Source organism: Providencia sp. PROV261 (assembly GCF_028477945.1).
Classification (GTDB): Bacteria; Pseudomonadota; Gammaproteobacteria; order Enterobacterales; family Enterobacteriaceae; genus Providencia; species Providencia stuartii.
Window position 1 is genome coordinate 36,016 of the sequence record NZ_JAMPMC010000013.1, and the last position, 23,264, is coordinate 59,279.

Annotated in this window: 18 protein-coding genes; 7 read left to right on the forward strand and 11 right to left on the reverse strand. The window is 39.5% G+C overall.

Annotated features, from left to right (window positions below; all coding sequences use genetic code 11):
• The first annotated feature begins 119 nt into the window (after positions 1–119).
• Both PR675_RS08695 and PR675_RS08700 read left to right on the forward strand, forming a co-directional pair.
• On the forward strand, positions 120–362 hold the full coding sequence (locus PR675_RS08695; RefSeq protein WP_004919892.1) for a zinc ribbon domain-containing protein: 243 nt from the start codon (positions 120–122) through the stop codon (positions 360–362).
• Between the two features lie 36 nt (positions 363–398).
• On the forward strand, positions 399–971 hold the full coding sequence (locus PR675_RS08700) for a class I SAM-dependent methyltransferase (RefSeq protein WP_004919889.1): 573 nt from the start codon (positions 399–401) through the stop codon (positions 969–971).
• Between the two features lie 94 nt (positions 972–1,065).
• On the opposite strand, the gene PR675_RS08705 is transcribed toward PR675_RS08700, so the two are convergent.
• The 4 genes from PR675_RS08705 to alkB all read right to left on the reverse strand — a co-directional run bounded on the left by PR675_RS08705 (position 1,066) and on the right by alkB (position 4,445).
• Positions 1,066–1,527 (reverse strand): YaiI/YqxD family protein, encoded by a 462-nt coding sequence (locus PR675_RS08705; protein ID WP_004919887.1) that lies wholly within the window; start codon positions 1,525–1,527, stop codon positions 1,066–1,068.
• 81 nt (positions 1,528–1,608) lie between these two features.
• Positions 1,609–2,364, reverse strand: coding sequence for a DUF4184 family protein (locus PR675_RS08710; RefSeq protein WP_060561022.1), 756 nt, complete (start codon positions 2,362–2,364; stop codon positions 1,609–1,611).
• Positions 2,365–2,566: 202 nt separating this feature from the next.
• On the reverse strand, positions 2,567–3,592 hold the full coding sequence (locus PR675_RS08715; RefSeq protein ID WP_060561021.1) for a threonine aldolase family protein: 1,026 nt from the start codon (positions 3,590–3,592) through the stop codon (positions 2,567–2,569).
• 220 nt (positions 3,593–3,812) lie between these two features.
• Complete coding sequence (alkB, locus tag PR675_RS08720) at positions 3,813–4,445, reverse strand: DNA oxidative demethylase AlkB (RefSeq protein WP_060561020.1); 633 nt, start codon at positions 4,443–4,445, stop codon at positions 3,813–3,815.
• Between the two features lie 418 nt (positions 4,446–4,863).
• On the opposite strand from alkB, the gene PR675_RS08725 reads away from it, so the two are divergent.
• Complete coding sequence (locus PR675_RS08725; RefSeq protein WP_036940279.1) at positions 4,864–7,053, forward strand: glycoside hydrolase; 2,190 nt, start codon at positions 4,864–4,866, stop codon at positions 7,051–7,053.
• A gap of 86 nt (positions 7,054–7,139) precedes the next feature.
• On the opposite strand, the gene PR675_RS08730 is transcribed toward PR675_RS08725, so the two are convergent.
• Positions 7,140–8,021, reverse strand: a complete 882-nt coding sequence (locus PR675_RS08730; RefSeq protein WP_400494660.1) for an EamA family transporter — start codon at positions 8,019–8,021, stop codon at positions 7,140–7,142.
• Between the two features lie 81 nt (positions 8,022–8,102).
• On the opposite strand from PR675_RS08730, the gene PR675_RS08735 reads away from it, so the two are divergent.
• On the forward strand, positions 8,103–8,588 hold the full coding sequence (locus PR675_RS08735) for a MarR family winged helix-turn-helix transcriptional regulator (protein WP_060561018.1): 486 nt from the start codon (positions 8,103–8,105) through the stop codon (positions 8,586–8,588).
• A gap of 62 nt (positions 8,589–8,650) precedes the next feature.
• On the opposite strand, the gene PR675_RS08740 is transcribed toward PR675_RS08735, so the two are convergent.
• The 5 genes from PR675_RS08740 to PR675_RS08760 form a co-directional block, all read right to left on the reverse strand.
• Positions 8,651–13,591, reverse strand: coding sequence for an RHS repeat-associated core domain-containing protein (locus PR675_RS08740; protein ID WP_060561017.1), 4,941 nt, complete (start codon positions 13,589–13,591; stop codon positions 8,651–8,653).
• Positions 13,592–13,930: 339 nt separating this feature from the next.
• Positions 13,931–14,815, reverse strand: a complete 885-nt coding sequence (locus PR675_RS08745; RefSeq protein ID WP_040133138.1) for a 4Fe-4S binding protein — start codon at positions 14,813–14,815, stop codon at positions 13,931–13,933.
• Positions 14,816–15,198: 383 nt separating this feature from the next.
• Positions 15,199–15,861 carry a CerR family C-terminal domain-containing protein gene (locus tag PR675_RS08750; RefSeq protein WP_004919855.1) on the reverse strand — a complete coding sequence of 221 codons (663 nt, stop codon included), beginning with the start codon at positions 15,859–15,861 and terminating at the stop codon, positions 15,199–15,201.
• A gap of 21 nt (positions 15,862–15,882) precedes the next feature.
• A complete protein-coding gene (locus PR675_RS08755; RefSeq protein ID WP_004919852.1) occupies positions 15,883–17,148 on the reverse strand; it encodes a M24 family metallopeptidase in 1,266 nt (421 codons plus the stop codon).
• 138 nt (positions 17,149–17,286) lie between these two features.
• The gene (locus tag PR675_RS08760; protein ID WP_040133136.1) at positions 17,287–18,483 is read right to left on the reverse strand and encodes an anthrax toxin-like adenylyl cyclase domain-containing protein; all 1,197 of its coding nucleotides are present in this window, start codon (positions 18,481–18,483) and stop codon (positions 17,287–17,289) included.
• A 273-nt stretch (positions 18,484–18,756) separates the two neighbouring features.
• Between PR675_RS08760 and PR675_RS08765 the strand changes: the two genes are divergently transcribed.
• Together PR675_RS08765 and yghU are read left to right on the forward strand one after the other, a co-directional pair.
• A complete protein-coding gene (locus PR675_RS08765) occupies positions 18,757–19,914 on the forward strand; it encodes an iron-containing alcohol dehydrogenase (protein WP_272582729.1) in 1,158 nt (385 codons plus the stop codon).
• A gap of 48 nt (positions 19,915–19,962) precedes the next feature.
• Entirely contained in the window at positions 19,963–20,802 is an 840-nt protein-coding gene (yghU, locus tag PR675_RS08770) for a glutathione-dependent disulfide-bond oxidoreductase (RefSeq protein WP_004919841.1), read from the forward strand.
• Positions 20,803–20,863: 61 nt separating this feature from the next.
• Here the strand turns inward: yghU and PR675_RS08775 are convergent, their stop codons facing one another.
• Entirely contained in the window at positions 20,864–22,285 is a 1,422-nt protein-coding gene (locus PR675_RS08775; protein ID WP_060561015.1) for an MFS transporter, read from the reverse strand.
• Positions 22,286–22,384: 99 nt separating this feature from the next.
• On the opposite strand from PR675_RS08775, the gene PR675_RS08780 reads away from it, so the two are divergent.
• On the forward strand, positions 22,385–23,170 hold the full coding sequence (locus tag PR675_RS08780; protein ID WP_014658367.1) for a helix-turn-helix transcriptional regulator: 786 nt from the start codon (positions 22,385–22,387) through the stop codon (positions 23,168–23,170).
• Positions 23,171–23,264: the final 94 nt, after the last annotated feature.

The following is a 23,264-nucleotide window of genomic DNA, read 5'->3' on the forward strand; positions in this document are numbered from 1 at the left end:
ATTTTGTTATTAAATAAATTTTCAGTGTAATTAATTGTAATTATGCATAAAAATTATTGAGCTTGGTGCTATATCCAAGGTTTATAGTATAAACCTGTTCAACGATGGAGGACTGTATCATGTCATTTCTCAGTTGGTTATTTGGCTTAGGCAAGCATTCTCGATATTCAAAACATGGGCGTTATTCAGGTCATGGCGGTTATTCTAAACATGGTCGCCAACATGACCAATATGAATATCAAAATCGCGATAGCTACTCTGATGTTAATCAGCAATATCAAAATATTATGCGATGTAAACAGTGCAACTCAATCTTAAATAAAGAAGCGAAATTCTGTAGTGAATGTGGTCTACCGGTATAAATAAGAGCCTAAAAAACCCTACTATAGGTACACAATATGAAAATATCTTTTTTTTACCAAATAAATCACTATCCACTTTATATGAAAAATTTTATCGCATCGCCAACTAAGATGGGAACTGTCTTGCCCTCTTCTCGTTGGTTATGTAATACCATGCTCAACAATATTGATTGGAGAAACAGTTATAAAATCGCAGAAATCGGTGCGGGTAACGGTGTTATAACGCAATATATTTTGCAACGAATGTCATCGTTAGCATATTTAGAACTCTATGAAATCAATAATGATTTCATTAAAATTTTGCAGAAGATAGACGATCATCGAACAACAATTCATCATTGCTCAGCAGAATATCTATCGGGTGATTATGATATTGTTATTTCAGGGATCCCTTTTCGTTCACTAAGAAAGAAGATGGGGATGAAAATTCTCAAAAAGGTACAAGAGAGGTTAATAAAAAACAACGGAAGCCTTATATTATTTCAATATACTCAAGGGTGTGAGTCCATGTTCTCACGTTACTTTTCCTTTACCAAAAAGAGGGTTTATCTAAATTTTCCACCAGCCTGGGTGTACACCTGTAAACCAAAATTAGACAGTGACGACTGATCTTCGGATAATAAGAGTACCGTAATGAATATATATGACATGTCACCTTAGAACGGTTTTAACGGCTTTAAGGTGACATCATAAACCCCAACCATTATTGGGTTAATGCTTTCCTACGTTGCAATAACCATTTATCTAGTTCATTTGCAAATTGTTGCCGGTCACGTTGACTTAGACTTGCAGGTCCCCCTGTTTGTACACCGCTTGCCCTCATCGTATCCATAAAGTCTCTAATTGTTAAACGCTCACGAATGGTCGCTTCACTATAACGCTCTCCCCTTGGATTTAACGCAATAGCGCCTTTTTCCATCACTTCCGCCGCTAAAGGAATATCAGCAGTAATCACTAAATCACCCAATTGTGCACGACGTACTATTTCATTATCTGCCACATCAAACCCTGCTGGAACTTGCAAGGTACGCAAAAAGGCTGAAGGAGGAACGGTTAACCGTTGATTAGCGACGAACGTTATCTGAACTTTCTCGCGATCTGCCGCGCGGTACAGCACTTCTTTAATCACTTTCGGACAGGCGTCAGCATCTACCCAAATAAACATAAAGTTACCCCGTAACTACAATATTAAAGGCTATCTTACCAAGATATAACAGCAAGGTGAGTTTTATTTTACATAGCACTTTTACTTTTCGTTCACGGTGATGAGGGTATATTGTTTCCATAAGGCAAACACAGTTAATAAACCAAAGAAAAATGGAACCGCTAATGTTAATTCGAGGTAGACCAACCGGTTAATATGCAAATGTGGCTCTTTGGGCACTAAATAGTACGCGAGCGGTGCCGCTAAAAAGGCCGAAATAATAGCAATAACAAAAAGGTTTTTAAGTCTATGAATATTTTCCCATTGATTTTCTTGGCTTTGTCGATAATGGTACTGCCAGTATTTATAACACAGATACAGTGCACCGAATAAAGAGCCCGCATGCTGCAATAGCTTATAAATAGCAATCTCTTGGCTATCCGTCATAATATTTAAATTTGATTTAAGAAATGTAAAATGACGAACAACAGCCCCTGTATCATGAGTAAATGAATCCCAAATAATGTGTGTTAGCGCTCCGAGAAAAAATGAAAATATCAGGATGGCGCCATTTTTTGTGCTCCACCGCCAATTTTGGGGAAACTGAAATGGTACCACCTTTGATAACGGAACTCGGAGCCAATAAGTCACAACATAAATAATCAAGCAAATTGGCAGCCCCGTATAAAACCATCCAACGACATGATGGGCTTGTGCCGCTATTTGATACAGCCCAAAAGAATAAAGCAGATCTGGGCTTAAACTCCCCAAAATTAGTGCTGGTAAACTAAGCCATCGACCAAGCTTAGATTGTTTTAATGGAAACACCACTGCTGGGTGAGAAAAAGTCCATGGCATACAAACAATCCCTTACAACAGAAAAACGTTTATTTTGCACTCATGATCCGATTTGTATTATGAGATAAATCGTAAAGCCATTGATATATTAAGCTTATTTCCTATTACGCTATGAGTGCTAAGCTAACAAGCTAACTCCATTCGCTCTTATAGCATTAAGCATATCAACCCCAAATTTAATTTCAGGGTTGATAAATTGCCATTAAATTAATGAGTTAAATGTTGAAATAAATCTATCAACATCTTCCTGAGTTGTTGACCAGGAAGTACAAAGGCGCAAACAGCTTTTCCCTGCTTCAGGCTCACAAATCTTACGCAATACGTAATGAGACATCAATTTAGTCGCAAGTTCGTTAGGTAAAACCACAAAAATTTGATTAGATTCTGGTGGCGCAAGGAAACCAAAACCTTTTTCCTCAAAAAGGTTCACTAGCTGTGTCGCTTTATCATTAACATATGCCCCCAATTGAAAAAATAGGTCATCGCTAAACAGTGCATCAAATTGTGCCGCCAACAACCAACCCTTTGCTTGCAAAGCGCCTTTTTGTTTTAGGGTATAGCGGAAATCAGACTTAAGTGCAGGATTTAAAAGCACCAATACTTCTGCTGAAAAAGCGCCTATTTTTGTTCCACCGATATAGAACATATCCGTCATTTGAGCGATTTCTTCGATTGTTAAATCACTCTTGTTCGACATTAATCCAGATGCTAAACGCGCCCCATCCATAAATAGCCACAAACCATATTGATCACAGGCCTCCCTTAGAGCCTGAAGTTCATGTTTACGATATACAGTACCTATTTCTGTTGAGTTACTGATATAGACTAATTTGGGTTGTACTGCATGCTCATCACTATGCTCGCCAAGTACCGCCTGAATATGCTTTGGTTCAAGTTTACCGGAGTCTGAGCTAACGGTGAGGACCTTATGGCCTGTTGCTTCAATAGCCCCTGTTTCATGGGTCGCAATATGCCCAGAATCGACGGCAATTACGGCTTGATGTGGACGCAAAACATGGGAAATGGCTGTTAAATTGGTGATCGTACCACCATTAAAAAAGTGAATATCTGCGTCTGTACGCCCTATTCTAGACTTAATTTTCTCCGCAATTTGTTGAGTATATTTATCTGTTCCATAACCATCAAAACGGCTTCCAACTAAATCATTTAGCGCTTTCATGACTGCGGGGTGTGCTATTTCATTATAATCATTTTGAAAACTGTACATCATTATTCCCAGTGCTGTTTTTGTTAATATTTTTCATAGCACTATTTATATTCGGATACACAGCAATCTTCAATAGCCTGAACGACATCAGTCGTTTTAATGCTGTTTAAACTTTCTCAAGTAGTTTTTAAAATTATTACAACAAAAATTTATGAGCAAAATAAGGGGTTATATTCTTTTTATCTGTAAGACATTATTAGCTTATCAGCGACGTCCTTTTTTACTGGCAACGCCGAAAAGTGATATTGATTCTAAATTCCCCTAAAACCGGATGGCATCCTGCTTTAATGCTACGTACGCCATGGTAATTTAGCCTAGATTTTCCCCCCCAAACCACCACATCACCATGCTCTAATAGTAGTGCTGTCTTGGGCGTTTCACGAGTTAAGCCACCAAAATCAAATGTTGCAGGTAGCCCTAGAGAAAAAGAGACGATCGGTTGAGAAAAATCCATTTCATCTTTGTCTTGATGTAGTGATAATTTTGCCCCAACAGAATAACGATTGATTAAGCATGCATCTGGTGAAAAATGATAAAAACCAGCCATTTCAGCGGCCTTCCTTGCTAATTCGATAAAAATTGTCGGCATTTCGGGCCAAGGCTTATTTGTGACAGGGTCACTCTTTTGGTACCGATAACCTTTATGATCAGTTACCCATCCCCAAGGGCCACAGTTGGTCATCGCCACTGACATACCATATCCACCCGGTGTCACCATATATCGAAAAGGTGATTGCTCTACCACCTCATCAAGTGCTGATATCAATGCCTGCCCATTCCCTAATAAAAAACCTTTTAATAAGAAAGCATCTTCGGCAATTAACAACCTATTGTCTTCATCCGAAAACAGCATATTCACCTCAATCCAAATTAACTAAATAACGTTCATAGTATAACCGGTAATGAGTGATCCGCTTCTCACAAAACTACATTATCATTGCTTTTTAATCTGATGGTTCAAAGCGATTAAGCACAGGTATACCAAGCTATTTTCTCGTTTCTTATAGTACTACATCCCGACTTTTCTCCCATTATTGGTAAACAAAAATTAATCATTTCAAACATTCCGGCCGATATTAACAGCAGACATCGACGATTAATGTCACAGTTATTGTTTAATAAGCAATAATTTGATTAGCCAATATATTCAACTTAACGCGATTAATTCGAGTTTTTATCTATACTTAAATCTGATTTTGATTTCTTTTCGCTCAAGTTAGAATTTCATTAATCACATTAAAATATTTTATAAAAGTAGAGTTTATAATTAAATGACCAAATACTCCTGCAAAATTACCGTAGCCCTACTATTTATTAGCTCAATCGCTCACGGCATAACGCTAGAAAATACTGATTTTTCTATCGCCATTGAACCCGAAACCTTAAAAATGACTTATCAAGATGAGATCATTAATGAAGGCACTCAGTATACCCCTGTTGAAAAGCTTAACTCGGGTGCAGATAGCGCCAAGTGGTATTGGCCAGATAAACAGATGGAAGTGACGGCTCATCTTGAAGGTAAACAACTTCATTTACGCTTTACCACAACACAAACTCAACAACTCTTTTGGTATCAATCTCCTATCACAGTTTCAGCGCTATATTTGCCGTTAGGTGAAGGCAGTCACATCCCCACTGACAATCCCATATGGCAACAGTATTTAATCAATGAACAAAATGGGATTGATACTAACTATGACCTTAAACTCCCATTATGGGGCCAACAGCAAAAACACGTTTATAGCTGGTTAATGGCAAATCCATTTGGTAATCAGATTGATTTTACGACCCAATCTAAACAGCTGAAAATGTCTGCTCGTCATGTCTTTGACCAATTTAATCTAAACCGTCCCTTTGATGTAATACTCTCAATTGGCGATACCCCATTGGATGGCGCTTTCGCTTACCGCCAATATTTAGAATCAAAGGGTGAAATTAAAACATTACGAGAAAAATTCGCGGATATCCCCGATGGACAAAAGCTAATTGGTGCGACTCACATTTATGTATGGGGTAAAGGGTTGCTTGATCAGCAAGATATTAAAGATTGGCAAGGGTTAAGCCAATATTTACAATCTCCGAATGGTCAGTCTATTTGGGATGCACTAGAACAAGAAGCGCAAGAAGCATTCAAAAAGATTAAGCTCTCACCGCCTGAAAAATGGCAGCAACCATACTTAGTTGGAGCTTTGAATGAAGCCTTCAAGCGTATCGTTCCTAATCAAAAAACACCTGACGATAGTGATTTTTTATACTCTCAGAAGCTACAAGCACAAAAAATAAAGCAAGTTGTTACACAGCAGTTAGGGCCATGGTTAATCGCAAGCGAAAACTGGGGGCAAGGTTTATCAATTCCACTGATTAACCAGCTCAACATTAGAGGACTAGATAAACTTTGGTTAGGAGTTGATAATTGGACCGTAACCTTTTATCAGCCTCAAGCAGTTGAACAAGCCATCGAGCTGGGTTATTTAATTGGCAGTTATGACTCCTATGATACCGGGATCCCTGTTGGTACAAATGACCAATGGCTTACCGCTCAAGTCACCAACGAATTACGCGAAAAATGCGCCATTGTGCAGGAAAAAGGCACCAAATTAGCTGGGTTTAGTGGCAAAGGTTACTACCTGAATCCAGGCTGCATGTTAAGTTATTCACAAGATAGGATCAGAAAATTACTTGAGCTTTCATCAACGAATAGTTTATTCCTTGATGTCGATGGTACAGCGATGGTAACAAATGACTATAATCCAGAAAATCGCACAAGTGCAGAGCAAATGACACACGCCCGTAATGCACGTATGCAGTGGATTGAAAAAAACCTTAGAATTCCTTTAGGATCTGAAGATGGCAATGCCTTAACAGCAAAGCATTTAATGTTTGCCCATGGGATGGAAACGTGGGGTTTTGGTTGGGGCGATCCTAGTATCCATAAAGATAAGCATTCTCCTTACTATTTAGGTGCCTGGTGGCCTGAAAGTGAACCAGCGACCTTTTTTAAACAAGCAAAATTAAAACAACCTTATTTAACCGTTGTATTTGATCCCCGTTGGCGTCTCCCAATGTACCAAGCTGTCTTCCATGATACTATTATTAGTACTCATCACTGGACCTTTGATAACCTCAAATTCCCCGAAGTACAGGTAACGAGAGAGTTACTCAGCCAGTTATATAATACCGCGCCTTTATACAATTTAAGCCGTAGCACCCTTCACCAGCGCCTCCCCGCCATGATGAAATCTAACAGTGTTTATCGGCCACTACACGAGGCTTTATGGGATCAAAAAATGGTCGGCTTTCAATGGCTTGATAATCAAGGCTGGGTACAAGAAACTCGCTTCAGTGATGGCTCAATAATCATGGCCAATTTTTCTAAGCAAGTATTTAAAGATTTACCTCCACAATCGTTAAAAGCCATTTTGTCTGACGGACGGGTCATTAAGCAGAACTACGCTCGTTAGCTTCATTATCTTCAAATAACATTAAAGGGTAAGTTTCATATGCAACTTACCCTTTATGCCACATAGATACTACGTCGTTTAGCTAGTTATGCTAGCTGCTGTAATCTACGCTGTGCTAATCGTTTTTCTGATTGTTGGCTTGTCCATACGCTGCCTAATATCACCATCATACCTAAAAGCTGTAATAAACTTAAGCTCTGATCTAATACTACCCAACCTAATATGACAGCACTAACTGGACTTAAAAACCCTAAAGAAGCGACTGAGCTTGGGCCTAGCAAGGCAAGTCCTCTAAACCATAAAGCATAAGTCAATGCGCCACCAATTAAAGTCAGATAGCTTATCCCTATCATATTAATAACCGTTAATGATGGTAATGAAGGCTCTAACCACAGAGCGAATGGCAATAAAACGATCCCGCCAGCAGTTAATTGCCATGCTGTAAATATCAATGGCGTTACTGGTGGTTGCCAACGACGACTCAGCACGGTACCTGCCGCCATTGAAAAAGCGCCGGCGATACCCGCGATCACTCCCGTTAGATCTAGTGCAGCATTAGGGGTCAATAATAATATTGCAACACCCGCAATCCCTGCAAAAGACGAGGCTATAGACAATGCGGAAAGTGGGCTTTTTAATAACCAATAACTTAAGAATAATACAATCAGTGGTTGTATCGCCCCTACTGTTGCCGCGACGCCTCCGGGTAAACGATAGGCAGCAACAAACAAGAGCCACCAAAACAGCGAGAAGTTTAAAATCCCTAATAGCGTTACTCGTAACCACCAAATCCCTTGAGGTAATTTACGCAGCCAAATCAATAATAGCAATCCCGCAGGTAATGCCCTTAATACTGCCAATGTTAGCGGGAAGCCCGATGGTAACATCTCAGTAGTAATCAAATAGGTACTTCCCCAAACAATCGGCGCTAATGCCGTTAATAACAAAGCCGTATATCGGTTCATCATAAAACCCTTCTCATTTATCTTGATATCAAGATAGTTTTAAACTAACTTGACGTCAAGATAAATAGTTGTCATGATTGGCCTATGGATCGTATAGATAAAATCATTCAACAATGGGCACGTGAACGCCCTGATTTAGATATCAGCGCGATGGGGCTGATCGGTCGACTAGGTAATATTGTTCTCCACCTCACCCGTGAAATGGAGAAGGTTTTCGCACAATTTGGCCTTAACCGCTCTAGTTTTGATGTATTAGCGACACTACGTCGCGCGGGTCACCCATACACTCTCTCACCAGGTGATATGTTGGCTACACTGATGGTGACATCTGGCACAATGACCAATCGTATTGATCAACTTGAAAAAGCTGGGTTAGTTAAACGCCATCCCAATCCAGAAGATGGACGCGGCTTTTTGGTGTCATTAACCGATGATGGCTTATCCTTAATTAACCAAGCGATTGAAGCACATGTCGCTAATCAAGCAAGATTAGTGGCGGGGTTGAGCACTGACGAACAAAACGCATTAAATCAGCTTCTTAAAGTATTTCTAGTATCTTTAGAAAAATAAAAAAACAGCCAAATAACGACTGTTTTCCTTTATTACTCATCTCTGAAATATTTTCAACCTCACTAAAATGAGGCTCGACGGAAAATATCAAAATCAGGGCGTATTAAACTCAACTGTGTGTTCCCCCTATTTTCAGGGTACAACGTCACATAGCCACTCGCACGCTCCAATTGTACTTTCGCTGTTCCTCCCATTAACTTGTCATTACTAATTTTTTGCTGGCCAATATGGCTATTATTTGTATACATACTGCGCGATGTTGAGGGAACCGCACGCGAAGTTGATGCTTGAGCATACTGCTGGCTTGGCTGTAATGAGCCTAAACTTTCTGCACTTAAACGCCTATTAGCTGAAGGGGGGATCATTTCTACTTCTTGGGATGAAGAGGAAACGCCCGAGTGGCTAACTCTAGAAAGCCCGCTATCATGAGAGTGTGCACTATCAGATCCGAAAGAGCCTGCTTGAGCACGATTAGAAGATACAGAAGAGCGTCTTGATGACATTGATGAGATACCACTCTCTGCGCTTGTTCCCTCCCCTCCAGCGATAGCGCCGCGCCGCCCCATTCTACGTGCAAAAAAGTCGTGATGCTCTACTTCCGAGGCTCTTCTTAATTGAATTTGACCGTTTCCTACAGAATGTGCTCTATAACGCGGTGCTGGCATAGGCATTCTCTCTAGCCGCCATATAAACATGCCACTTGTCGCTATAACGGAAGTCACTCCAAGTGCAATAGAAGCCCATCCCAAATTTGCTGATGTCCGATTCGATGCTTCAGGTGAATCATCATGGGTCGCTATGCTAGCAATTCCGAGTGCCTCGCCTGCCACAGTTAAAAAAGTAGTACCGGCAAACCAAGCAAATGATGAGGTAATATAAGCAAATGCAATATTCGCCGAAGCAGATGCCAAGTTGGCTAGTATTCCAGTTATAGCAGCCGCCGGTGCTCGGCCCGTAGGATCAGTATAATTAATGGGGTCTCCATTACAGTAAACATAGGGATTGATCCCCCCTTCACCAAATGGGCTTAAACTATCAGGGCAGTTAAAACGCATAATCGTTGGATTATAAGCACGATAGCCATTACCTAAATGATAAACGCCAGTCAGCGGATCTTTTCTTTCACCATTAAAAGCCACATAGGTGTTTTCTTTAATTTCACTATCTCCATAGGGCAAAAATGTATGTGTATCCCCTTCTTCCATTTTCGAATGACGAGACCAACACACACTTTCATTATGACCCGCGGCCATAAAGACCAGTTGATTATCATCAACCACCGCACAGCACTCATGATCTGACTTAATCAGGCGAGTATTTTGCTTTTTGCTTGTATTAATTTCATGAACTAGTTCATCATCACGATAATAGAGATAATAGGTGCCATTATCGTGAGTTTCCTGTTTAACGAGTTGATTAGAGGCATTATAACCATACTTAGCACTCACTAAATCATTGACGCTGACATCCATGAGTCGGTTCAGCATATCGTATTTTAATGTTCTTCCTACTTCATCACATATCATTCTACCGCAAGCATCATATGTAAAAACAGTTGCAGGATAATGAGGGTTAGAGTGAGTGATACGTGTTAATTGAGTTGGATCTAACGTATTTTCATAATGGTAAGTACTGATATTTTCTTGTTGCCCCGAAAATACAGACACAACCTGACGCAAGTTATTCAGTGCATCGTATTCAAAAAATTGTTCGATAACATTCGCTCCCGTGCTATCTTTTGGAAGCTCACTGCCTTGCACAAAATAATTTGTTAAACGATTCCTCACATCATATTGATACTGCTCACTGCGGATTAATCGTGTATTTCGAAATGTGTTTTGAGTTGCGAGTAACCCATTCGCTAACCAACTTTTATTGATAATAAAATGCGTACCATTACTATCAATAATTTCCCGTGTCACTTCCTTATTAAACTCATCATAAGCATATTTAATCTCTACATATTCATCTGCTTTAGTGCTTTTTGCTTTACGGATAGCGGTTCGCCCTAATTCATCATATTCAAAAGTGACGATGATATTTGCATCGATTATGGATTCTATTTGCCCGTCTTTTCGCCATATATACCGAGTTTCATTGTTATCAATATCTGTATATTTGGCGACGGTCCCTAAAACAGTGCGCTCATATTGTGTTTTTCGCACTTGGTCATCAATCAAAAAATACTCTTCTATTAAGTCACCTTGTTGATTTAATTTATTTATATTGAGTGTGCTCTCCGATTTTGCAAAGACTATTTTTTGTGTGGCTACATCGTAATCAAATTGCTGTGTCGTTTCACTCGTCATCACTTTTTTTGTCAGACAATCTAATTCAGGAATATATTCGAAGTGAATTTTTTCTCCCGAAGGCAATATGACTACACTGGGTTCCGGATAAACGTTTTCATATTGAAATTGCGTTGTTCTTCCTCCTACAGTTTGACTTACTAGGCGCTCTAAGCCATCAAATTGTTGTTCACCAAGTAACCACATTTGTTGGGAGCGATCAGTAACGATTATTGCCGTCACCAGTTCATTCTGGGAATGGGGAGCGTATTGTCGATGGATCACTGTGCCATCTTCATATTTTTGAGTCACGATGCGATTAAAACAGTCGTAAGTGTTCTCAATACTGTGCCCTAACTCATCGGTTATTTTTAACAGGCGCCCAAGGGAGTCACTTTTATAATATTTGGCGGCAGCGACTTTCCCATCGATACCTAATAAATATTCAGATTCAATTTGCTGATTTTGTTTATTCAGCGTAATTACCGTTTTCCCGTGGCGGGATGCTGAGGCTACTTCTGTATTGATAGGATATGTTGTTTTGGTTAAGGCGATAGGGTCTATCTTTATCATATCCGTAACGCCGATAGATTGTGTTAATGCGGTAACCTCTCCCCAGCCATCATAGTTTGCCGTCGTTTGATAGATAAATTCGGCTGTATTTAAGCCAGATAAATGGTGATCATATTGCAAATGTTTAACTATTTTACCAAATGCATCATATTGGCAAGATTCTATTTTATGCCACTTTTTACTATCATAAGCATCTAATACATCTGTACGAATTTTCCGCCCTAAACCATCAAAATAGTGCTTAAACTGACTCCCACATTTATCTTTTTCAATGGTGATAACACCCTCCTCTATTTTTAAATATTTCCAAGAGACTGAGGTTTCATAAGGCGTATTTACTGCCGATTTTTTATAAGATGGGCGTCCTAATTTATCATAGGTATAAATTTGAACGACATTAAGCTGATTTATATCTTCAAGTACAACACCTCGTAATATCGACATCGTTTGAGTGGTGGTGGTAATGATATTATCAAAGCTAATATCTGTATTCTTTTTTATAATAGTATCGCCATTTAACTGATAATCAAATTGCTGATAGGATGTGAAATATTGTGAATTTTCACCCAAAGTATATTGAGTACTTCTAATTAATGATGGCGTACCATATCCTAGGCGTTTAGCATCTTGAAAATAACTGAAAGAGAGACACTTAAATAGTATTTCATCTGAATAAAATAGTTGTTTTGCGATTACTGCAATAGAGGTATTCGCCAAATTTTCATATCTATAATAGATTTTATTAATCGGCTCATTATGCTTTCTGCTTAATGGGTAAGTGATTTTTTCTTTCATATACCGAATAAACCCATTAACTTCGGCAGGACAATCCTCCTCCCCTTCGGCTTTATACCATGTTGTGACCACTCGAGTGCCATCGGGTGTTACTTGTAAAGTTTGATTGCCTTGTTCATCAAATTCATATTCGCTAATCTCTTTTCTTTGGTTACCCTCGTTATCAGTGATCGTGATAACCTGTGTTTTCATTAATTGGAACTGTTCAGGCTGAAAATGAATAGGCGTATATTTTTGAGCATAATATTCTATTTCATTTTTTGTTTTACAGCCATCTCGCTCTATTTCCTCACTAATTTGCAGATGATAATTATTAAATACACGAGTGGTTTTAATTTCACTGCTGCCATCAGAAATTGTTTCTGTAGAGCTATAAGTATAGTCTGTTAAAAGTTTATAAATATAATCACTATCACTCGTCCAATCACCAAAGTCGCCATTAAAACCTAAAAAATTATGCTCGCTATATTTGTAGCGTTTAACCGTTTTTTGCTGCCCAAAACCTGGATTAATGATATATGATGTAACAACCGGTAACCGCCCTGTTTTACCCGAGCTACTTGGGAAACGAAAACCAAACAGCTCACTGTACTCGACCTGCTCAGTCAGTCCTGTAGGATAAATAATTTGCGTTAGATAATGCTTATTGCTTTCAGTTAATGCCTCATAGCCAAAACGCCAATAAATAAACGCATTATCTTCATATTCACAAGCAATATAGTTAAGTTGCTCATGATTAATTAATGAAAATTTTATTAAGTACTCATCATTGGTTTCTGGAAAAACACGAATACTAACATAATGCGAGTAGTTTATTTCACAAAGTGTTTGAAATTCGTCTTTAACCCTTTTTAATAATGGGTATTCACCACTCCATGACCATGATAAGAATAATTCACGGCCTAATTCTGACATAATCTTTGTGGTAACATAATAATCCTCACCGATAAGAGTGAGGCTCTCAGATTTCCCATCCTTCCAAATAACAGTATAACCATCATGACTATTGGTATTATTTGTATATTTTAATATAAAGTGTTTAAGCCTTTTATTTATAACATTTACTGTTCCTGGTGTTATTTTATAACTTTCGCCACTGCTTAGCTCTAATGTATTATTACGCAAACAGAGCATCGTTATCCCTATTGAAAACCCTCTTCCAAAACCATAGTTAGCATCTTGCAGTGGCGAATAGGATACAGATAGAGCAAGATCCGGCCCAGAACGCTGATTAGCAATAATATTAACGAAAGGTATGCTGACAAGAAACTGTCCTGTTCTGACATCAACATTTGTCTTTAACTTCCCTAAGAAATTACCCGACTCGCTGCTGAATTGAGTACTCATAGTTCCCCTTTAATAAAAAATAGAAAAGTAGCACTAAATTTAGTTAGAATGATATTTAATGTTTAAAATCAAATAGCAAACATGATAATATCCATTTTCTCTTATCATGATAATCAGCGACTCAATTTAAAGTAAAAAATAAAAAACAACACAAAATATTAATTTTGTCTTGGTGCTATCTTATCTATTTTAAATTCAGACTTAATGCCAGCAATCAATAGGGTTGAATACTTACTAGGGGGAATAGCAAACTTCCTTATTCATCACCTATCGAATAAAGAAGTTTTCATAATAGATCACTAATCAAGAAAAAATAAAAAAGCACGTTTCGCTTTTTTATTATAACCATCCCTGCTTCTGATGCTGTGCGCAAATCGGGCATAAATGCGCGTTGGGCTGCCAAGACAAGAAAGCCAATCGACATTTTTCGCACTGAGCATCATAGTAGTGATATACCGTAGGCTGGTTATTTTTGGCGACTTGGGATTTGACTTCAATTGATTTTGGAAAACACACCACTTGGCAGCTCATGCAGCCAGTACAACGTTTTTCATCAAAGATAAATTGATTTTCTTCAATAAGGATCGCTTGTTCATCGCAAACTTTGGCACACGCACCACATAAAATACAGCTTGAGACATCAAGTTCAATATGGAACCAACTGTCTTGCGGATAGAGTTGTTTGCGGGCATTTAAACCCGTTCTCACTTGCCCTTTATTTAATGGATTCTCATCCAGTTTTTGACGAAAGAATAAGGAGCGACGGCCACTATCAATTTCTGGTGGTTGTGTTACTACCAATTGCCAAATAGGCTCTTGCAACGTTTTTAGCTGAATATTAAGCGCCGCCAGCACCGGCAACCATTTTTCTACCAGTGGCTCCGCAATTTCTACCCCATTTATCTGGTATTGCTTATGCCAAACTAATAACTCTTCCACACTTGCCAAAGGCTCATCATGGCTAATAACCAGATGATTGTTATGATAAGTACGTTCATGCGGCGAGATATTTTCGATTGCATCGACAGGACATGAAAACAAACAGTTCCCACATTGGTAACAAAGCTGGTTATCGATAGTTGCATTCATCGTCTCAAAAGAGATAGCCCCTACAGGGCAAACTTGTGAACAACTATCACAGACACTATTTTTGAGGCGTTTCCTCACACATTTATCATTGATAATGGGTTCAGGAGGAAGATCCATCCTAATAAAATGCCTCATACAACCAAACTCCATGATGTAACGATAAAATATAAAACGACTGAATACCCTCAGTAACCGAGTTAAAAAATCGCTTTCTTCTCGTAATATGAGCGAATGCGACTTAAGCTGAGGACTTTATTATACCTACTAATCAGAATTTAGGGGAATTATAGTAGGTAAATGATTGATCATGGACAGGTAACAATAACCTCGATTATTGCCTATAACCTAACGGTCACCATTTTGTAACCTAATACGATACAAGTAGACTATCAAACTATATACTCATCAATACTAACATTTACTTATTGAACATATAAATGCTTAGGCTCTACCATTTTTGCACTATAAGAACAGCCATTATATATCCTAAATTTATCCCTATCGCCCTGAATGACAGGTTAATCACTAAGTAGCGCTCGACTAGCCAATAAACCTATTTGCTGCAAAATATCATCAAGCAATGACTGAGTAATTTGGGATTGATTAAGTCTTTTTAATAACGGTTTTTTAGCGACGACAAAACCCAATACCTGCCCAATAAGTGCATGTGCACGAATAATTGCGGTTTGTTCATCAACTTGATTGATAAACTGAATCAAACTTGATAAACGCATATGGAAAGGTTCGATGAAATCACGATAAATAATTTCGTAATTTTCTGTCGGCTCAAGCTGTTCTCTTAAGATCAGTACAGAGTAATAATTGTGTTCTGGGAGCAGCAGAGCATGCCCAAGGCCCCCCATTAACATATGAAGTAATGTTTTAGCCCGTTCCGTCTGTATAGGACGTTGCGCTGTCAGCTCTGCAAAAGTACGGTCAAATTCATGAGTATTGCTAGCGGCCGCGAGGTCATTGGCAATTTTTTGAATAACAGCGGAATAGACGCCCAGCTTTCCTCCCATATGATAAGGAATGGCTGATTGGTTGACCCCGGCATTATCTGCTAATTGTCGGGTTCTCACTCCAGCAATTCCATGAAGAGCAAATAATTTGATCCCTTCGTTTATCAATTTTTCTTTTGTTGACTCAGATGAAAGCGTGTTTTTATTGGTCTCTGTCATATCCCGCTGTGGCCCTATGGGTTAAATATCGGCTCGCATCAAATAGGTGGAATTTTTGTTCAATTCGATCCCTTTTTCTTTGCCAACGACAACTGTTCCGCCTAGATTACATAAATGATAACCAAACGCACAATTAGGTTCAAACGCAAACGTCATACCTGCTTTTAGCACTAACTCTCTGCCTGGGTTGGGTAATCTCTCCAATTGACGATATTTTTGTGCAATCGGCAATGATTCAATACCGGGTGCAGTACCAAAACCAATTGGCCCGTAAGGGTTAATACTGTGGATCAGAGGATGCACATGCCAACCTTTTGATCTTAATAATGGTTGCTCCATTTTATCGACAACTTCGCCGAAGGTGACCCCTTCTTTTAGATATTCGACGCCAATTTCATAACATTCCCGTGAAATTTCAGCCGCTTTTTCAATATTTGGATGTACCTTACCTACTGCGACAGCAGCTTGGTGCTGTGTCTCATACATACCATATAATGCAAATATCTCAGTTAATACAATATCACCTTCTTGAATTTCACGAGGCTTTTGCGAACGGTATTGCCACGCAGGTTGCCCCCAACCGATATATTCAGGACCTGAGCCCATTAATATTTCCGCGGTGAATCCTCCCATAGACAAACATGTAGAGGTTACTGCCGCAGCGATATCGGCTTCCGTATTACCTGGAATAGCGGTTGCTCGCATGGCCTCGCTCATAGCTTCACCGATCATGGCCGCATGCTTAATATGCTCAAGTTCTTCTTCACTTTTAACGGAAGCGAGCTGGAAAAACTGTTTATATACCGGAACAAAATTGACATTTGGCAATCTTTTTTTAATTCCTGTTAAGGTGTTAAACGGCATTGCACCATCAAAATAAAAAGGGGGATATGGTTCCAAACCGATTACGCCTATATTTGCGCGAGAAGATACACCTAAATCAATTAATACTTGTGCAATGTTATGCCCTGTTTTGCCAACAACGATTTGTTCAGGCGCAATCCACTGCATATCACCACGCATGGCAGCTTGCATATGATCAGCAACCATCATAGGTGCAAACGTGACAACGACAGGCGCTTTATCAAGGTGGAATAAAACCACTGATCCTAGTCGGTCATTGGTAAAGTAATGATCGATGCAAAATGGGGCTGGTGCAGCAGACTCTCTGTCACCATATACCATTAATACTTCTAGATCATTGGCTTGCATAATTTGGCGCGCAAGCCCCCACCTTCTATCACGCTCATTAATTGTAAATGCGTTTGGGATCACTCTATTTTTCATAACAACCTCATTTAATTCATTTGAATGAATTAAATATAGATCAAAATTTGCTCTCCTGTCAAAAATATTTTCACCATCCTATACAATGAACGAGATAAATGACTCTAACTTTCTGTTTAAACTAACTTAAATTAACATTTAAAAATGTGTTATTTTTGAGTTTAAACTGACTGTCGACAACCTCCGTTTCGCATATTCAAAACTTGGCCGCCTGATCGTGGGTAACTCTTTTTCCCATAACGGGTTAGTTTTAATGTGATAACCCTCCGCTTTAGACGTTGTTATCAACTCAACTAATTCTTCTTTATTCGTTATGATGCATAACTCATCAAAACGCCCTATCTTTTTGGGTAAAGCAAACGTTGCTGGAAAATTAGCATCTAAATCCGTCACTGGACTTGTTGCATCAACACTGTGATGCACGACTTTCTCTGCCTCACCCACTAATGCGCGATTAATTAAAGAAATCATCTCTCTCACTCGTGGTGATGCATTACCAATTTCACTGTCTTCATTTTGATAAAAATGGTTTTCATCTCTATAAGCTTGGCTCAAATTTGCATCTGTTGGTAAGCGTTGATACTTTTCAACACGTTGGCGATATACCGAATGGGCAACATCGGGTACAGGGAGCATATCTTGATGACCAAAATCTCTCATGTGTGGGCCAATTAACAATAAATCATAATCAGCAGTGATAGGTAGGCAACTATCAATAGGTGCTAATACTTGAAGATATTTTTTCTCAAAATAAATTCGGTACTTTTGTTGCTGAGGCTCCCATTTGGCCTCAAATTGATAACTTTTCAAACTAGGCCCTTTCGCGGTAAATTGTTTGACCCCTTGTGAATTTTCTAAACTAAGGTTATCAATCGCTCCCATTTGCAGTAAGGTGTGTAATCGCTCCTCTGTTATTTCAAGAGGAATCGGCCGAGCATGACCTTTTTCAATACAACGACGAATAAAACCGTTATATTTATCAATGAGATCTTCAGATTTGTTTTCTAATTTACTAAAACGCTGATCAACACAAATCAACCCTGCCTGAGCCCCCCATGAAGCACTTTTACCTTTGATATGAAAGTTTTTTGTCGGGTAGCCCGCCGCAATTAAATCTGTCGCAAAGCGGTCTACAGGCCGAACGCCTATAATGCTATCTTGCTCCTTAGCAACTTGCTGCAATGGGAGCAAATGGCTTGATACCAATCCAGTATTTTGGCTAATACACTCGGTTAACTGCGCTATAGAATGCGTTGTTTTTTGCTCGGTAGGCTCATTTACAGCTTGAAGAGGCTCATAACCGATTTTGTTGTAGCTCTTATGTGTTTGTATCATTACTTTTCCTTACTTATTTATTCCTAATTCCCTCCCTTCTATCAAACTTTTCACCTCATTTCTTTAATAAAACAATGCTTGACATTTGATTTCAAAATCAATTATTTAATTGTTTAAAATGACATATAGAGATAATACAAAGCCAAATTATGCATGTATAATATAGTTATGTTAGTTAATGTATTCTCATTATCTCGTCGTCCTTTACCCCGCTTGTCAGCACGATATGACAAGCAAAGAACGTCTCTTTCAATTCTGAAATAAGGTCTATATATGAACAATTTCGAATTTTATAACCCAACACGTATTGTATTTGGTAAAGGGAAAATTGCTGAATTGAATAGATTGGTCTCCAAAGAGGCTAAAGTTCTAATTCTTTTTGGTGGTGAAAGTGCACGTAAAACAGGAACATTAGACGAAGTAGAACAAGCATTGGGTGAACGTGAAGTTGGTCTATTCAGCGGTATTGAGGCGAACCCTCGCTATGAAACTTTAATCAAAGCGGTAGATAAAATTCACCAAGAAGGCTACAACTATCTGCTCGCAGTTGGTGGTGGCTCAGTCATTGATGGCACCAAATTTGTTGCTGCGGCAGTTAATTTTGAGGGTGACCTCTGGGAAATTTTGACCAGTGGTGGAACCAAAGTAACATCCGCCTTACCCTTTGGCACCGTATTGACGCTCCCTGCCACAGGCTCCGAAATGAATAAAGGCTCAGTGATCACCCGTGAAGCGACGCAATCTAAACGCGCCTTTATGCATGACAGCCTCTATCCACAATTTTCTATTTTAGATCCTGTAAAAACCTTTACGCTGCCACCACGTCAAATCAGCAATGGTGTTGTTGACGCGTTTGTTCATCTAATGGAACAATATTTAACTTATCCTACTCATGCTTATGTACAAGATGCATTTGCAGAAGGTTTATTAAAAACGCTAATTGATATTGGGCCAAAAGCGTTAGCTACTCCGCATGACTATGATTTACGTGCAAGCTTAATGTGGACAGCCACTTTGGCACTAAATGGCCTTATCGGCGCGGGTGTACCACAAGACTGGTCGACACATATGTTAGGCCATGAGATTACAGCGCTATACGGCTTAGATCATGCTCAAACGCTAGCGATAGTCTTACCTTCTATGTTGAAGGAAAAATTACCGCAGAAACAAGCTAAACTGGTTCAATATGCTCAGCAAGTATGGGGGATCAACGAAGGGTCTGAGGAGCAAAAAGCTCTGCAAGCTATTGAGCTAACAAGAGCGTTTTTTGAGCGCATGGATGTCAAAACGCGTTTTAGCGATTATAACCTCAATGACGACGTGATTGATCCTCTTATTGAAAGTTTGACCCAAAATGGAATGACGGCACTGGGTGAGCATCATGATATTACGCCTGAAGTCAGTCGCCGAGTTTATGTAGCATCTCTATAATAAACCCCGCTCCCACCCTTGTGGTGGGATCACTAACTGGAGGTAAAAATGGATAATTCAACTTATACCCCACCGAAAGTCTGGCAATGGGAACAAGGTAATGGCGGACAGTTTGCAAATATCAATCGACCAGTATCAGGTGCGACGCATGAAAAAGAGCTACCGATTGGTAAACATCCCCTACAGCTTTACTCTTTAGGAACACCTAACGGGCAAAAAGTCACCATCATGTTAGAGGAATTACTCGAGCTGGGTATAAAAGAAGCCGAATATGATGCTTGGCTGATCAATATCAGAGAAGGTGATCAATTTAGCTCAGGTTTTGTCGAAATTAACCCTAACTCTAAAATTCCAGCATTAGTTGACCGAAGTGGCGAAAAACCTATCCGTGTTTTTGAGTCCGGTTCAATTTTGACTTATTTAGCTGAAAAATTTTCAGCATTCCTACCAACCACCCAACCGGAAAGAGCAGAAACCCTCTCTTGGCTCTTTTGGCAAATGGGTTCAGCGCCTTTTGTTGGCGGTGGATTTGGTCATTTTTACACCTATGCACCAGAAAAATTTGAATACCCCATCAATCGATTTGCGATGGAAACCAAGCGTCAACTTGATGTATTAGACCAGCGTTTAGCCAATAACCACTATATTGCAGGCGAACACTACTCTATTGCGGATATGGCAATCTGGCCATGGTATGGCGCGTTAGTCAAAGGCTGGTTATATGATGCTGATGAATTCCTCAGTACTCACGAATATCAACACCTAAACCGTTGGGCTGACGAAATTTATGCACGCCCAGCGGTACAACGAGGGCGTCGAGTTAACCGTTTACATGGCGACCCCGCACAACAAGTCCGCGAACGCCATGATGCAAGTGATCTTCGATAGCGCGTTTTAACCTGTATGACTTTATTAAGAGCCTTATGCGATTTGTATAAGGCTCTTTTATTTATACGCAGGATGAAATGGTCAGCGTGGGCGTTCGGCGAGTGATCATTAGCAATAAAATTGCAGAGCATATCGCCATGCAAAAGTTAAAACCTAACCCGAAGCTGACCGCATTTTTAAGTTGTTCAAAGGGAAATTGAGCCGAAAAGTGAGTTAATCCGTACTGCATCATCACAGAAACCATAGTGGCACCTATCGCGGCTCCGACTTGCTGCAATGTTGCAGTAAAGCCTGAAGCTTGTCCCGCTATCTGAACACTCACTTTAGCAAGAACTAAATTTAGCATCGGTGTCATGATCATACCTTGTGTAAACCCCACAAGGAATAAAACCGGCGTCAACCATAGTGCTGAGCTATTCGATGAAAACCAATATAGCATCACAAGTAACAGCATATAGCTTAAGCCATAAAATAGCGCGCCCCAAAATATTGTTCTTTCACCATAGCGATTAACCCAAAGAGGGGTGATTACCGATGAAATTACAAATCCAATGCTAGAAGGTACAAAAATCATACCTGACAAAAACGCGCTTAAGCCGATCCCTTTTTGCAGTAATAGAGATAACATTAAAGGGAAAGCGGAAGATGTTGCATAAACACTCATTACTACCAGTAATCCAATAACAAAGGGGCGATTACGCAGAATTTGCATACTGAATAATGGCGCTTTTCCTTGTTTCTCTAATCGGATTTCATAATAAGCAAAGATGGCCAACAGTAAGCCCCCACTGCTGAGTAATAGGCTACTTGTATTTAACCAACCCCATACGGGTAACATAAGCAATGGCAATAAAACACAGCAGATCCCTAAACCTGATAATATGACGCCACACCAATCAAGATTAATGCGGCATTTTTCTCCTTCGAGTAAAAAACGCGATAATGCGATAGCCAGTATGCCTATCGGTAAATTCACTAAAAAAATTGTCCGCCAACTCAAGTTAAATAGATCTAACGTGATCAGCCACCCTCCTAAAGCTTGCCCAGCAATAGCAGCGAGTCCTAAGCTCATTCCCAAATAGCCAAATGCTTTTTTCGCCTGTAACGGATTAAAATTGACACGGAGACTGGCATACACTTGGGGAAACAGTAATGCAGCAGATAGCCCTTGAAAAAATCTTGCGACCACCAGCAAGGTTGCTGTCGGTGCGAATGCACAAAATAAAGATGTGAGCGTAAAGCATGCCATACCCACGCGGTATAAGCATTTTTTACCGTAAATGTCTCCTAACCGACCTCCTGTAATGAGTAATAAACCAAAGGCTAATTCATAACCGACTATAATTAATGTTAGCTCAGTCAAATTGGCATTTAACGAATGCTGAATAGTCACAATGGCAACATTAACCACAAATAGATCAAAAATTGTTACGAACCCCGCCAATATTAATACAAAAAGAGCGATATGCTGATGTCGATTCATGATGTTCTCATTTATCTAGCCGAATAAAATGAGGACTATAAAGAATCCGTTATCATGGTACAATTTAACCATTTATACTATTACTAAAGGCAATAGGCTATGAAAGCGATGCAACGAATGCGCCCTGAGCTGGCTGAGTTTTTAAAGCAAAAACGGGAAAGTATTTCACCAGAAGAAGTCGGCCTACCGCGAACGACAAGGCGCAGGACTCCGGGGCTTCGTCGTGAAGAAGTTGCTGCTTTAGCTGGGGTTGGTTTGACTTGGTACACATGGCTTGAACAAGGTCGTGATATTGGCGTTTCGACGCAATTCCTTGATAATTTATCAGCCGCGTTACATTTAAATAGCGCTGAGCGTCAACACCTTTATTTGTTAACCCATAACCGCGAGCCGATAGCAACAGGTAATACCGAGCATCGTGTTCCTTCGGCTATTTCCCGCATGATCAGCGATTTTCCTGATCATTATCTCTGCTATGTGCTCAACTTGCACTGGGATGTGCTTGCTTATAATACTCGGGCCGATCACTATTTTCATTTTTCGGATGCGCAACCGTATTATTGCAATTTCCTCTATCTTCTATTTATGGATCCTCGCTACCAAGAACGCTTCGTTAATTGGCAACTTGTTGCCCAACAACTACTGGCCAGTTTTCGCCGTGATTATGCTCGCACCAAGAACAACCCCAATATTAAAAAAATGATTAACGCCCTGCTGGAACAATCAACTTTATTTAGCCAACTTTGGCATAAGCATGAAATTTACCAACCTTGTACAGGTATTCGTGAAATTGCTTATCAAGGTAAAGTGGAAAATTATGATTACTCTTCTTTGACATTTGATATTGAAAAAGGTAATCGGTTATTAGTCTACATTCCGAAATAACCTGATTGTTGTGAAATTATTGAAGCCGCTTTTCTGTATCATGTCAGTGATGACGCTGGGCGATACTGTAACATAGGCTTAAAGCCAAAAATAA

Excerpts from the sequence above, each read along its gene's own strand:
- PR675_RS08780 (WP_014658367.1), top strand. The coding sequence starts at position 22,385 with ATGAAAGCGATGCAACGAATGCGCCCTGAGCTGGCTGAGTTTTTAAAG.
- PR675_RS08740 (WP_060561017.1), bottom strand. The coding sequence starts at position 13,591 with ATGAGTACTCAATTCAGCAGCGAGTCGGGTAATTTCTTAGGGAAGTTA.
- yghU (WP_004919841.1), top strand. The coding sequence starts at position 19,963 with ATGGATAATTCAACTTATACCCCACCGAAAGTCTGGCAATGGGAACAA.
- PR675_RS08705 (WP_004919887.1), bottom strand. The coding sequence starts at position 1,527 with ATGTTTATTTGGGTAGATGCTGACGCCTGTCCGAAAGTGATTAAAGAA.
- PR675_RS08760 (WP_040133136.1), bottom strand. The coding sequence starts at position 18,483 with ATGATACAAACACATAAGAGCTACAACAAAATCGGTTATGAGCCTCTT.
- PR675_RS08695 (WP_004919892.1), top strand. The coding sequence starts at position 120 with ATGTCATTTCTCAGTTGGTTATTTGGCTTAGGCAAGCATTCTCGATAT.
- PR675_RS08775 (WP_060561015.1), bottom strand. The coding sequence starts at position 22,285 with ATGAATCGACATCAGCATATCGCTCTTTTTGTATTAATATTGGCGGGG.
- PR675_RS08730 (WP_400494660.1), bottom strand. The coding sequence starts at position 8,021 with ATGATGAACCGATATACGGCTTTGTTATTAACGGCATTAGCGCCGATT.
- PR675_RS08745 (WP_040133138.1), bottom strand. The coding sequence starts at position 14,815 with ATGAGGCATTTTATTAGGATGGATCTTCCTCCTGAACCCATTATCAAT.
- PR675_RS08765 (WP_272582729.1), top strand. The coding sequence starts at position 18,757 with ATGAACAATTTCGAATTTTATAACCCAACACGTATTGTATTTGGTAAA.
- PR675_RS08725 (WP_036940279.1), top strand. The coding sequence starts at position 4,864 with ATGACCAAATACTCCTGCAAAATTACCGTAGCCCTACTATTTATTAGC.
- PR675_RS08700 (WP_004919889.1), top strand. The coding sequence starts at position 399 with ATGAAAATATCTTTTTTTTACCAAATAAATCACTATCCACTTTATATG.
- PR675_RS08735 (WP_060561018.1), top strand. The coding sequence starts at position 8,103 with ATGGATCGTATAGATAAAATCATTCAACAATGGGCACGTGAACGCCCT.
- PR675_RS08715 (WP_060561021.1), bottom strand. The coding sequence starts at position 3,592 with ATGTACAGTTTTCAAAATGATTATAATGAAATAGCACACCCCGCAGTC.
- PR675_RS08750 (WP_004919855.1), bottom strand. The coding sequence starts at position 15,861 with ATGACAGAGACCAATAAAAACACGCTTTCATCTGAGTCAACAAAAGAA.
- PR675_RS08710 (WP_060561022.1), bottom strand. The coding sequence starts at position 2,364 with ATGCCATGGACTTTTTCTCACCCAGCAGTGGTGTTTCCATTAAAACAA.
- alkB (WP_060561020.1), bottom strand. The coding sequence starts at position 4,445 with ATGCTGTTTTCGGATGAAGACAATAGGTTGTTAATTGCCGAAGATGCT.
- PR675_RS08755 (WP_004919852.1), bottom strand. The coding sequence starts at position 17,148 with ATGAAAAATAGAGTGATCCCAAACGCATTTACAATTAATGAGCGTGAT.